The 11,246-nt window shown below is 72.1% G+C and carries 10 protein-coding genes and 1 tRNA gene; 8 read left to right on the top strand and 3 right to left on the bottom strand.

Annotated elements, in window-relative coordinates:
• Positions 1 to 18 precede the first annotated feature (18 nt).
• Positions 19 to 2,397, top strand: coding sequence for a glycoside hydrolase family 95 protein (locus PSEJ35_RS0101035; RefSeq protein WP_028916160.1), 2,379 nt, complete (start codon positions 19 to 21; stop codon positions 2,395 to 2,397).
• Between the two features lie 349 nt (positions 2,398 to 2,746).
• On the top strand, positions 2,747 to 4,180 hold the full coding sequence (locus PSEJ35_RS0101030; protein WP_028916159.1) for a sugar porter family MFS transporter: 1,434 nt from the start codon (positions 2,747 to 2,749) through the stop codon (positions 4,178 to 4,180).
• 161 nt (positions 4,181 to 4,341) lie between these two features.
• Here the strand turns inward: PSEJ35_RS0101030 and PSEJ35_RS0101025 are convergent.
• Positions 4,342 to 4,416: transfer RNA gene (locus PSEJ35_RS0101025), tRNA-Glu, on the bottom strand.
• A 57-nt stretch (positions 4,417 to 4,473) separates the two neighbouring features.
• Here PSEJ35_RS0101025 and pcnB point away from each other — a divergent pair.
• The 6 genes from pcnB (at position 4,474) to pgi (ending at position 10,165) form a co-directional block, all read left to right on the top strand.
• Complete coding sequence (pcnB, locus tag PSEJ35_RS0101020; protein WP_343122505.1) at positions 4,474 to 5,844, top strand: polynucleotide adenylyltransferase PcnB; 1,371 nt, start codon at positions 4,474 to 4,476, stop codon at positions 5,842 to 5,844.
• Positions 5,841 to 6,371: a 2-amino-4-hydroxy-6-hydroxymethyldihydropteridine diphosphokinase gene (folK, locus tag PSEJ35_RS0101015; RefSeq protein WP_037081976.1), complete on the top strand. Its 531-nt coding sequence runs from the start codon at positions 5,841 to 5,843 to the stop codon at positions 6,369 to 6,371. The genes pcnB and folK overlap by 4 nt, the downstream gene beginning before the upstream one ends.
• A 70-nt stretch (positions 6,372 to 6,441) precedes the next feature.
• Entirely contained in the window at positions 6,442 to 7,257 is an 816-nt protein-coding gene (panB, locus tag PSEJ35_RS0101010; protein WP_028916156.1) for a 3-methyl-2-oxobutanoate hydroxymethyltransferase, read from the top strand.
• Positions 7,258 to 7,296: 39 nt separating this feature from the next.
• Positions 7,297 to 8,139: a pantoate--beta-alanine ligase gene (gene panC, locus PSEJ35_RS0101005; RefSeq protein WP_028916155.1), complete on the top strand. Its 843-nt coding sequence runs from the start codon at positions 7,297 to 7,299 to the stop codon at positions 8,137 to 8,139.
• Positions 8,140 to 8,270: 131 nt separating this feature from the next.
• Positions 8,271 to 8,651 carry an aspartate 1-decarboxylase gene (gene panD, locus PSEJ35_RS0101000; RefSeq protein WP_028916154.1) on the top strand — a complete coding sequence of 127 codons (381 nt, stop codon included), beginning with the start codon at positions 8,271 to 8,273 and terminating at the stop codon, positions 8,649 to 8,651.
• Complete coding sequence (gene pgi / locus PSEJ35_RS0100995; RefSeq protein WP_028916153.1) at positions 8,651 to 10,165, top strand: glucose-6-phosphate isomerase; 1,515 nt, start codon at positions 8,651 to 8,653, stop codon at positions 10,163 to 10,165. Before panD ends, pgi begins: the two co-directional genes overlap by 1 nt.
• Before the next feature lie 44 nt (positions 10,166 to 10,209).
• Here the strand turns inward: pgi and PSEJ35_RS0100990 are convergent, their stop codons facing one another.
• Entirely contained in the window at positions 10,210 to 10,482 is a 273-nt protein-coding gene (locus tag PSEJ35_RS0100990; protein WP_028916152.1) for a hypothetical protein, read from the bottom strand.
• Positions 10,479 to 11,240 carry a prolyl oligopeptidase family serine peptidase gene (locus tag PSEJ35_RS0100985; RefSeq protein WP_084635390.1) on the bottom strand — a complete coding sequence of 254 codons (762 nt, stop codon included), beginning with the start codon at positions 11,238 to 11,240 and terminating at the stop codon, positions 10,479 to 10,481. The genes PSEJ35_RS0100990 and PSEJ35_RS0100985 overlap by 4 nt, the downstream gene beginning before the upstream one ends.
• Positions 11,241 to 11,246 lie beyond the last annotated feature (6 nt).

Genomic DNA, 11,246 nt, shown 5'->3' with positions numbered 1-11,246 from the left:
CAGGGACCACGTGACCGCATGAGCCTGACCCGGCGCGAACTGATCAAGGCCACCGCGGCGGCGCTGGCCACGAGCGCACGCCCGGCCGCGGCCACCGCGGCCGCTTCCGCCGCCGCGGCGGGCAGCGCCGCCGCGCCGCCACCGCTGAAGCTCTGGTACCCGCGCCCGGCCACGCAGTGGGTCGAGGCGTTGCCTCTGGGCAACGGCCGCCTCGGTGCGATGGCCTGGGGCGGAGGCCGGTACGAGCGCCTGCAGCTCAACGAGGACACGCTCTACGCCGGCCGGCCCTATGACCCGACCCCGCCCGGCGCGCTGGCCGCGCTGCCCGAGGTGCGGCGCCTGCTGTTCGCCGGCCGCTACGCGGAGGCCGAGGCGCTGGCCGAGGCGGAGATGATGGGACGGCCGAAGAAGCAGATGCCGTACCAGCCGCTGGGCGACCTGCGGCTGGATTTCCTCGAGATCGCCGAGCTCAACGGCTACCGCCGCGAGCTGGACCTGGATCGCGCGCTGGCCACCAGCACCTTCGAGGCGCGCGGCATGCAGCACACCCGGCAGGTGTTCGTCTCCGCGGTGGACCAATGCCTGGTGGTGCGGCTGTCGGGCGACCGGCCGCGCCGGATCGGCCTGCGCATCGGCCTGGACAGCGACCATGCCGAGGCGACCGTGGAGGCCGACGGCGGGGACGGCCTGCTGCTGCGCGGCCGCAACGGCGACGCCTTCGGCATCGAGGGCGGGCTGCGCTTCGCCGCCCGCCTGCGGGTGCTCCCGCGCGGCGGCTCGCTGCGCCGGCGCGGCGAGCGGATCGAGGTGCAGGGCGCCGACGAGGTCGTGCTGCTGCTGACCGCGGCCACCGGCTTCCGCCGCTACGACGACATCGGCGGCGATCCGGAGGCGATCACGCGCGCGCGACTGGATGCAGCCGCGCGCAAGTCCTGGGACGCGCTGCTGGACGCGCACGTGGCCGAGCACCGGCGGCTGTTCCGCCGCGTCCGGATCGACCTCGGCCAGAGCCCGCCGGAGATCGCCGCCCTGCCGACGGACGCGCGCGTGGCACGCTTCGCCCAGGGCGGCGATCCGGCGCTGGCCGCGCTGTACCACCAGTTCGGGCGCTACCTGCTGATCTGCAGCTCGCGCCCCGGGACCCAGCCGGCCAACCTGCAGGGTATCTGGAACGACCTGCTCTCGCCGCCATGGGAGAGCAAGTACACGATCAACATCAACACCCAGATGAACTACTGGCCGGCGGAGGCCAACGCGCTGGCCGAATGCGTGGAGCCGCTGGAGCGCATGGTCGCGGAGCTGGCCGAGGCGGGCGCCGAAACCGCGCGGCGCATGTACGGCGCCCCCGGCTGGGTGGTCCACCACAACACCGACCTGTGGCGCCGCACCGCGCCCATCGACGGCGCCAAGTGGGGGTTGTGGCCCACCGGCGGCGCCTGGCTGCTGCAGCATCTCTGGGACCGCTGGGACTACGGCCGCGACCCGGACTACCTGCGCCGGGTGTGGCCGCTGTTCCGGGGCGCGGCCGAGTTCTTCGCCGCTACCCTGGTCGAGGACCCCGGTACCGGGGCCATGGTCACCGCGCCCTCGATCTCGCCGGAGAACGAGCATCCGCACGGGGCGGCGCTGTGCGCCGGGCCGTCGATGGACGCGCAGATCCTGCGCGACCTGTTCGGGCAGTGCATCGAGATCGCCCGCCTGCTGGGCGTGGATGCGGACCTGGCCGCGCGGCTGGCGACGCTGCGCGAGCGCCTGCCGCCGCACCGCGTCGGCAAGGCCGGGCAATTGCAGGAGTGGCAGCACGACTGGGACATGGAAGCCCCCGAACTCCATCACCGCCACGTGTCCCACCTGTACGCGCTGCATCCTTCCAGCCAGATCAATGTGCGCGACACCCCGGAGCTGGCCGCGGCCGCGCGCCGCTCGCTGGAGATCCGCGGCGACGATGCCACCGGCTGGGGCATCGGCTGGCGCCTGAACCTGTGGGCGCGGCTGCGCGACGCCGAGCGCGCGTACCGCGTGCTGGCCATGCTGCTCAGCCCGGCGCGCACCTATCCCAACCTGTTCGACGCCCACCCGCCGTTCCAGATCGACGGCAACTTCGGCGGCACCGCCGGGATCACCGAGATGCTGCTGCAGAGCTGGGGCGGCAGCGTGTTCCTGCTGCCGGCACTGCCGCGGGCCTGGGCGGACGGCAGCGTGCGCGGGCTGCGCGTGCGCGGCGCGGCCGGGCTCGACCTGGAATGGGCGGGCGGCCAGCTGCGCCAGGCCCGGATCGCCAGCGACCGCGGCGGCCGCTACCGGATCGAATACCGCGGCCAGGCCATCGATCTGGAACTGGCGGCGGGGCAGGCGGCCACGCTGGCCTGGCGGGGCAGGGGGCTGGTCCGCGTATGACCACGGGAAGGCGGGGCCTGGAAGGCCGGTGCTGGCCCGGGGCAGGCGGGGCCGGCCCGCCAGCGCCCGGACCGGCCGCCCGATCGCGGCGAGCCTCCCGGAAGTCCATGGCAGTCCCGGAAAAACAAGGGATTGGGCAGTTCCGCCATACGCTTGCGGCGGGTGACGACAGCGCTGCCAATACGGGTAAGCTGTGCCGCGACGACCTGTCCGGAGACTTCCGCGGCAGGAGTGCCCGGAGCGCTGGGAGGCACCGTGACGGTGGTAGCGGGACCGCGCAGGTGGACCCGCGAGGGAGGGGCGCGCCGGCTTGCCGGCGTGTAAGACCAACACGACGACAAGGGTTGAAATGAGCAGTCCATCGATCACGGGCCATGCGGCCCCGCAAGGCGGGGAGAACACCCGCTTCATCATCCTCATCAGCCTGGTGGCCACCATCGGCGGCTTCCTGTTCGGCTACGACAGCGGCGTCATCAACGGCACGGTCGACGGCCTGAAGCTGGCCTTCGGCTCGGATGCCGCGGTGACCGGCTTCAACGTGGCCTCGATGCTGCTGGGCTGCGCGGTCGGCGCCTGGTTCGCCGGCACCCTGGCCGACCGCTACGGCCGCCGCACGATGCAGCTGTGGGCGGCGGTGTTCTTCATCGTCTCGGCCTGGGGTTCGGGCATCGCCACCTCTTCGGCCGAGTTCGTCATCTACCGCGTGATCGGTGGCCTGGCGGTCGGCGCGGCCAGCGTGATGGCACCGGCCTACATCAGCGAGGTGGCCCCGGCGCGCTACCGCGGCCGCCTGGCCACGGTGCAGCAGATCGCGATCATCTCCGGCCTGTTCTTCTCGTTCCTCAGCAACTGGTGGCTGGCCCGCCACGCCGGCGCCTCCACCGAGATCCTGTGGTGGGACTACGAGGCCTGGCGCTGGATGTTCTGGGCCGAGCTGGCCCCGGCCTTCCTGTTCCTGTTCGCGCTGTTCTTCATCCCGGAAAGCCCGCGCTACCTGGTCGCGCGCGGCCTGCGCGATCGCGCCCTCGGCGTGCTGACCCGGCTCTATGGCGCAGCCCAGGGCGAGCGCACCCTGGTGGAGATTGACGCCTCGCTGGCCAAGGACCACCACCGGCCGCGCCTGTCGGACCTGGTCAACAAGGCCACCGGCCGGATCCGCCCGATCGTGTGGGTGGGTATTGGTCTTGCCACCTTCCAGCAGTTCGTCGGCATCAACGTGGTCTTCTACTACGGCGCGGTGCTGTGGCAGGCGGTGGGCTTCACCGAGGACCAGGCGCTGATGACCAACGTGATCTCCGGCGCGGTGAGCATCGGCGCCTGCCTGCTGACCGTGGCCCTGATCGACAAGGTCGGGCGCAAGCCGCTGCTGTGGATCGGCTCGGTGGGCATGGCGATCAGCCTGGGCCTGGTGACCGTGGCCTTCGCTTCCGGCGGCCTGGACGGCTCGGGCACGCTGCAGCTGTCCGGCTCGATGGGCGTGCTGGCGCTGGTGGCGGCCAACGTCTACGTGGTCTTCTTCAACCTGTCCTGGGGCCCGGTGATGTGGGTCATGCTGGGCGAGATGTTCCCGAACCAGATCCGTGGCTCGGGCCTGGCCGTGGCCGGCCTGGCGCAGTGGACCGCGAACTTCCTGATCACCTGGACCTTCCCGATGCTGCTGGCCGGCATCGGCCTGGCCGCGGCCTACGGCATCTACACCTTCTTCGCCGTGCTGTCGGTGTTCTTCGTGCTCAAGTACGTGCACGAGACCAAGGGCAAGGCCCTGGAGCAGATGGAAGGCTGAGGCCTGGGGCACGGCCGCGGCGGCGACGCCGCGGCCGTGAAGGCGGCGGGCCGGCCTGGCTGGCCCCGCCGACGCCCGGACCTGCCGGGCCGGGCCCGGGACGGCCTCCGGGCAACAAAAAACCCCGCCTGCGCGGGGTTTTTGTCTTCTCGACGCCGGGATGGCGCTCCCTAGGGGACTCGAACCCCTGTTTTAGCCTTGAGAGGGCCACGTCCTAACCACTAGACGAAGGGAGCGTTGCGGGTGTCGCCGGCGAAGGCGCGCTAGTATATTCACGCGCCAGCCGGACGGCAATGGTCCGGCACGTTTTTGTTCACGGAAGCACGCCCATCAATCCGCAAGCCCTCCCGCAGCCCGTCCTGCGCATCATTCCCCGCGACCAGCATGTGCTCTCGCGCCGGGACGTCAGCCCCAACGCGCTCCGCGTCCTGTACCGCCTGCGCGAGGCCGGTTTCGGCGCCTACCTGGTCGGTGGCGCGGTCCGCGACCTCCTGCTGGGCCTGCACCCGAAGGACTTCGACGTGGCCACCGACGCCACGCCGGAGCAGGTCAAGCAGATGTTCCGCAACTGCCGCCTGATCGGCCGCCGCTTCCGCCTGGCCCACGTGGTCTACGGCCGCGAGATCATCGAGGTCGCCACCTTCCGTGCCAACAGCGACGACGGCAGCGGCGACCGCGAGGTCGAGGACGGCCGCCTGGTCCGCGACAACGTCTACGGCACGATCGAGGAGGACGCGGTCCGTCGCGACTTCACCTGCAACGCCCTCTACTACGCCATCGAGGACTTCTCGGTGCGCGACTACGTCGGCGGCTACGAGGACGTGCAGGCGCGGGTGATGCGCCTGATCGGCGACCCGGAGACCCGCTACCGCGAAGACCCGGTGCGCATGCTGCGCGCGGTGCGCCTGGCGGCCAAGCTGGGCTTCAGCATCGAGCCGGCCACCGCCGCGCCGATCCCGCTGCTGGCCCCGCTGCTGGGCGAGGCCGCGCCGGCGCGGCTGTTCGAGGAAATGCTCAAGCTGTTCCTGTCCGGGCACGCGGTAGCCAGTTTCGAGGGCCTGGAGCGGCACGGCCTGCTGCCGGCGCTGATGCCGGAAACCGCCGCCGCGCTGCGCTCCAACCGCAGCGGCGCGCTGCGGCGGATGCTGCTGCAGGGCCTGGCCAACACCGACGCGCGGGTGGCCGCGGACGAGCCGGTGTCGCCGGCGTTTCTGTTCGCCGTGCTGCTGTGGCCGGCGTACTGCCGCGCCCTGGCCGGGCTGCAGGCGCAGGGCATGCATGCCGAGGAGGCGCAGCGCCGCGCCGCCGACCGGGTGACCCTGCACCAGGTGCAGACCATCGCCCTGCCCAAGCGCTTCTCCCTGCCGATGCAGGAGATCTGGCTGCTGCAGTCGCGCTTCTCCGCGCGCCAGCGCAAGCGCGTGTTCCGCCTGCTGGCGCATCCGCGCTTCCGCGCGGCCTACGACTTCCTGGTCCTGCGCCAGGCCGCCGCCGATTCGCACGCGGCGGACGTGGAGTTCTGGCGCACCGCCCAGCAGGTCTCCGGCGACGAGCTGGCGGCCAGCCTCGAGGCGGACGCGGCCGGATACGAGGGGGAGGGCGGCGACGCCCCGGCCCGCCGTCGCCGCCGCCGTCGCCGGCGTCCGGCCGCGGCCGCGGAATGAGCGCCCCCGAACCCCCGCAACCGGCGGTACATGCCTGCATCGGCCTGGGCGCCAACCTGGGCCAGCCGGTGCCGATGCTGCGCCGGGCCGCCGAAGAGCTGGCGGCGCTGCCCGGCACCGGCCTGCTGGCGCTGTCGCGCTTCTACCGCACCCCGGCCTGGGGCCGGGTCGACCAGCCGGATTTCATCAACGCCGCGGCGCTGCTGCAGACCCGGCTGGAGCCGCTGGAACTGCTGGAGCACCTGCTGCGGATCGAGCGCGAGGCCGGCCGCGAGCGCGGCGACGGCCTGCGCTGGGGCCCGCGCGTGCTCGACCTGGACCTGCTGCTGTACGGCGGCCGGGTGATCGACCTGCCGGGCCTGCGCGTGCCGCACCCGCACCTGCACGAGCGCGCCTTCGCCCTGGTGCCGCTGGCCGCGATCGCCGCGGCCGAGCCGTTCCCCGGCCATGGCAGCGTCGGCGACGCCCTGCGCGGGCTGGACGCCGGCGGCATCGAGGTGCTCGACGAGCCGTCGGAAACGCAGTGATCCGCAAGGCGACGACACCCCTGGCGTGGGCCCTGGGCGATAATGCCCGCCTGCCGAACCTGGAATACCGATGAGCGTACATGCCGAGCAGAAGCCGTGGACGGTGCCCGCGCTGGCCGAGGCCAAGCGCGAAGGCCGTCGCCTGGCGATGCTGACCGCCTACGACGCCGGCTTTGCCCGGGTCATGGACCGCAACGGGATCGACCTGGTCCTGGTCGGCGACTCGCTGGGCATGGTCGTGCAGGGCCACGATTCGACCCTGCCCGTGAGCGTGGCCGACATGGCCTACCACACCGCCGCCGTGGCCCGGGTGCTGCAGCGTGCGCTGCTGGTCAGCGACCTGCCGTTCCAGTCCGACGCCACCCCCGAGCGCGCGCTGGACGCCTCGGTGGCCCTGCTCCAGGCCGGCGCGCAGATGGTCAAGCTGGAAGGCGCCGGCCACAAGCTGGAGGTGATCCGCTTCCTCGCCGGGCGCGACATCCCGGTCTGCGCCCACCTGGGCCTGACCCCGCAGTCGGTGCTCAAGCTCGGTGGCTTCAAGCTGCAGGGCCGCGACGAGAAGGCCGCCGCGCGGCTGCTGGCCGACGCCCAGGCCGTAGCCGAGGCCGGCGCCTCGCTGCTGGTCCTCGAGTGCGTCCCCACCCCGCTGGCGCAGAAGATCACCGCCGCGGTCCACATCCCCACCATCGGCATCGGCGCCGGCCCGCACTGCGACGGCCAGGTGCTGGTGCTGCACGACATGCTCGGCCTGGACAGCGGCCACCGCCGTCCGCGCTTCGTGAAGGACTTCCTGGCCGAGGGCGGCTCGGTCGCCGGCGCGGTGCGCGCCTATGCCGAGGCGGTGCGCGACGGCAGCTTCCCCGACGCCGAACACGCCTACGCCTGAGCCGGCGCCTGCCGGCCAGCTCCCCATCGAGCAGGAACAATGATCGAAACCATCACCGAACTGGATGCCCTGCGCGCCCGCGTGCGCGGGTGGAAGCGCGAAGGACTGCGCGTCGGCTTCGTGCCGACCATGGGCAACCTGCATGCCGGCCACTACTCGCTGGTGATGCTGGCCCGGCAGTACGCCGACCGCGTCGTCTCCAGCGTGTTCGTCAACCCGACCCAGTTCGGCCCGAACGAGGATTTCACCCGCTACCCGCGCACGCCCGATGCCGACACCGCCGGCCTGGAAGGCGCCGGCTGCGACGTGCTGTGGCTGCCGACGGTCGAGTCGATGTATCCGTTCGGCGTGGAGCTGGCCTCGAAAGTCCACGTGCCCGGCGTCAGCCAGGTGCTGGAAGGCGAGCACCGCCCCGGCCACTTCGACGGCGTGTGCACCGTGGTCAGCCGCCTGTTCCACCAGGTGCAACCGGACGTGGCCGCCTTCGGCAAGAAGGACTACCAGCAGCTGGCGGTGATCCGCCAGCTGGTCGCCGACCTGCAGTTCCCGATCGAGATCGTCGGCGGCGGCATCGTGCGCGAGGCCGACGGCCTGGCGATGAGCTCGCGCAACCAGTACCTGGGCCCGGACGAGCGTCCGCGTGCGGCGATCATCCACCGCGTGCTGCTGGCCATGCGCGACGCCGCGCTGGCCGGCACGCCGCGCGCGCAGGTCGAGGCGCAGGGCAGCCGCCAGCTGCAGGACGCCGGCTTCGACGTCGACTACGCCGTGGTGCGCCGCCCGGACCTGGGCGAGCCGGCCGATGGCGAACCGGGTCCGCGGGTGGCGCTGGTCGCCGCACGGCTGGGCCGCACCCGCCTGATCGACAACCTCGAGTTCTGATCCCTGCGCCGCGGCGGCCTGCCGCGGCGCCCAGGTCTTTCCCCGGCGCCATGCGGCGCCGCATTGCGTTCGGTTTCCTGCGCAACGCAGACCGCATTGCTAACATCCCCCACCCAGGAGTCGAATCCCCCATGCTGCTCACCCTGCTCAAGGCCAAGATCCACCGCGCCACCGTCACCCATTCCGAGCTCAACTACGAAGGCTCGGTGGCGATCGACGGGCTGCTGCTCGATGCCTCCGGCATCCGCGAGTTCGAGCAGGTGCACGTGTGGGACGTGACCAACGGCGCGCGCTTCACCACCTACGCGATCCGCGCCGACGAGGGCAGCGGCATCATCTCGCTCAACGGCGGCGCCGCGCGCCACGTGCAGGTGGACGACCTGGTGATCATCGCCGCCTTCGCCCAGGTCGACGCCGCCGAGGCTGCCACGTTCAAGCCGGACCTGGTGTACGTGGATTCGGCCAACCGCATCACCCATACCAACCATACGATCCCCAAGCAGGCCGCCTGATGACCGCATCCGCTCCCGGTTTCGCCCAGCTCCAGTCCCATGCCGCGCGCCTGGCCGGCGCGAGCATCGCGCAATTGCTGGAAACGGAACCGGAGCGGATCGCCGTGCAGGCGCTGCAGGTGGGGCCGCTGTACGCGACGTTCGCCCGCCAGCGCTACGACGCACAGGCCTGGGACGCGCTGCTGGAGCTGGGCCGCGAACACGACCTGGCCGGCGCGTTCCGGCGGCTGTTCGACGGCGAGAAGATCAACAGCACCGAGGGCCGCTCGGTCCTGCACACCGCGCTGCGCGGCGACCTGTCGTCGGCGCCGGTGGCGCGCGAGGCCCATCGCACCGCGGCCAAGGTGCGGCAGCGCATGCGCGGGCTGATCGAGGCGCTGGAAGCCAGCGACGTCACCGACATCGTCAGCGTCGGCATCGGCGGCTCGGACCTGGGCCCGCGGCTGGTGGCCGATGCGCTGCGCGGACCGCTGCCGGGCCGCTTCCGCGTGCACTTCATCTCCAACGTCGACGGCGCCGCCGCGCAGCGCGTGCTGGCGCCGCTGGATCCCCGGCGCACCGCCGCGATCTTCATTTCCAAGACCTTCGGCACCCAGGAGACGCTGCTCAACGGCGCCATCGTGCGCGACTGGCTCGGCGGCAGCGGCCGCATCTACGCGGTCAGCGCCAATCCCGGACGCGCCGCGTCGTCGTTCGACATCGCCCCGGAGCGGGTGCTGCCGATGTGGGACTGGGTCGGCGGGCGCTATTCGCTGTGGTCGGCGGTTGGTTTCCCGATCGCACTGGCGATCGGCTTCGAGGCGTTCGAGCAGCTGCTCGCCGGCGCCGCTGAGTTCGACCGCCACGCGCTGGAGGCGCCGCTGGAGGCCAACCTCGCCGTGCGCCACGGCCTGACCGCGGTGTGGAACCGTAACGCCCTTGGCCTGGCCTCGCACGCGGTGATGACCTACGACCAGCGCCTGGCCCTGCTGCCGGCCTACCTGCAGCAGCTGGTGATGGAATCGCTGGGCAAGCGCGTCAAGGTCGATGGCAGTCCGGTCGATGCCGATACCGTGCCGGTGTGGTGGGGCGGGGTGGGCACCGACGTGCAGCACAGCTTCTTCCAGGCCCTGCACCAGGGCACCGGGATCGTGCCGGCCGATTTCATCGGCACCGTCCACAACGACGATCCCTACGCGGTGAACCACGAGGCGCTGCTGTCCAACCTGCTGGCGCAGACCGAGGCGCTGGCCAATGGCCAGGGCAGCGACGATCCGCACAAGGTGTACCCGGGCGGTCGTCCGAGCACGACCATCCTGCTCGATGCACTGACCCCGCGGTCGCTGGGTGCGCTGCTGGCCATGTACGAGCACAGCGTCTACGTACAGTCGGTGGTGTGGGGCATCAACGCCTTCGACCAGTTCGGCGTGGAGCTGGGCAAGCAGGTCGCCAACACCCTGCTGCCGGCGCTGCGCGGCCAGGGCCAGGCATCCGATCCGGTGACCGCCGAGCTGATCGCGCGCCTGCGCCGCTGAGCCGGCGCATCGCCGCCCGCGCGCCACGCGGCGCGCGGCGCGGATCAGTCCTGCGCGCGCTGCAGGTATTCCTCGACCAGGGCCAGCTGCTCCAGCGCCTCCGGATGCCCGGCCGCGGCGGCGGCGCGCACCTGGTCGATGTCCGGGTGGCGGACGACCAGCAGGATGTCCTCGCAGCGCGGGCACAGGTACTCGCTGAGATCCTCGTGCGGTTCCAGGCTCATCTGCCGGCTGTCGCCGCGCCACTCGCAGGCCTCGCATTCGATCGTGCGGTTGCGCCAGTCGACCTGGAAATAGTTCTCGACCAGTACGGTCATCGCGTCTCCTCCGGGCGCCGCTGTGCGAACAGCCAGTCCCACATGGCCTGGCTGGCGTAGGTGGCGTCCCAGGCGTTGTGGTTGCCTTCGGGGTATTCGGTGTAGCGGAAGTCCGCGCCCACGGCGCCGGCGGCGGCGTGCAGGCGGCGATCGTCGTCGGGTCGCACCACGTCGTCCAGCGCGCCATGGAACAGCCACGCCGGCACGTGGCGCAGGCGGGTGGCCAGGGCGATGTAGGGATCGGGCAGGCCGGCGACTCCGGTGACGCGCAGGGTGGGGCGTTCGGCCCGCGGCGCGCGCACGCCGCCGCACACCGGCACCAGCGCGGCGAAGCGGTGCGGCGCCGCCAGCGCCACTTCCCAGGTGCCATAGCCGCCCATCGACATGCCGGTGGCATAGGTGCGATCGGGATCGCCGCCGAACTCGGCGCTGGCCGCGTCCAGCACGGCCAGGGCCATGCGCGCGTTGTCGCCCATCCACTCCTCGCCCTTGCCCACCTGCGGCATCACCACCAGGGCGGGGAAGGTATCGGCATGGCGGCGCAGGTACGGACCGAGGCCGGCGCGGGTCTGCGCGTCGCCGTCGTCGCCGCGCTCGCCGGAGCCATGCAGGAACAGCACCACCGGCAGCTTCGCGCCGGGCGCATGTGCCGGCACGAACACCGCGTAACGCTGGCTGCGGCCTTCGAACTCGAGTGTGCGCTGGACGAAGCCGGCCGGGAGCGTGGACGGTGCAGGGGTGGAACCGCAGGCGCTCATCAGCAG

Origin of the sequence: Pseudoxanthomonas sp. J35 (assembly GCF_000513995.1) — a bacterium.
Classification (GTDB): Bacteria; Pseudomonadota; Gammaproteobacteria; order Xanthomonadales; family Xanthomonadaceae; genus Pseudoxanthomonas.
The sequence above is the reverse complement of the archived record's forward strand: the minus strand, read 5'-3'. Positions and strand labels throughout refer to the sequence as shown.

Excerpts from the sequence above, each read along its gene's own strand:
- PSEJ35_RS0101035 (WP_028916160.1), top strand. The coding sequence starts at position 19 with ATGAGCCTGACCCGGCGCGAACTGATCAAGGCCACCGCGGCGGCGCTG.
- PSEJ35_RS0101030 (WP_028916159.1), top strand. The coding sequence starts at position 2,747 with ATGAGCAGTCCATCGATCACGGGCCATGCGGCCCCGCAAGGCGGGGAG.
- pcnB (WP_343122505.1), top strand. The coding sequence starts at position 4,474 with ATGGTCCGGCACGTTTTTGTTCACGGAAGCACGCCCATCAATCCGCAA.
- folK (WP_037081976.1), top strand. The coding sequence starts at position 5,841 with ATGAGCGCCCCCGAACCCCCGCAACCGGCGGTACATGCCTGCATCGGC.
- panB (WP_028916156.1), top strand. The coding sequence starts at position 6,442 with ATGAGCGTACATGCCGAGCAGAAGCCGTGGACGGTGCCCGCGCTGGCC.
- panC (WP_028916155.1), top strand. The coding sequence starts at position 7,297 with ATGATCGAAACCATCACCGAACTGGATGCCCTGCGCGCCCGCGTGCGC.
- panD (WP_028916154.1), top strand. The coding sequence starts at position 8,271 with ATGCTGCTCACCCTGCTCAAGGCCAAGATCCACCGCGCCACCGTCACC.
- pgi (WP_028916153.1), top strand. The coding sequence starts at position 8,651 with ATGACCGCATCCGCTCCCGGTTTCGCCCAGCTCCAGTCCCATGCCGCG.
- PSEJ35_RS0100990 (WP_028916152.1), bottom strand. The coding sequence starts at position 10,482 with ATGACCGTACTGGTCGAGAACTATTTCCAGGTCGACTGGCGCAACCGC.
- PSEJ35_RS0100985 (WP_084635390.1), bottom strand. The coding sequence starts at position 11,240 with ATGAGCGCCTGCGGTTCCACCCCTGCACCGTCCACGCTCCCGGCCGGC.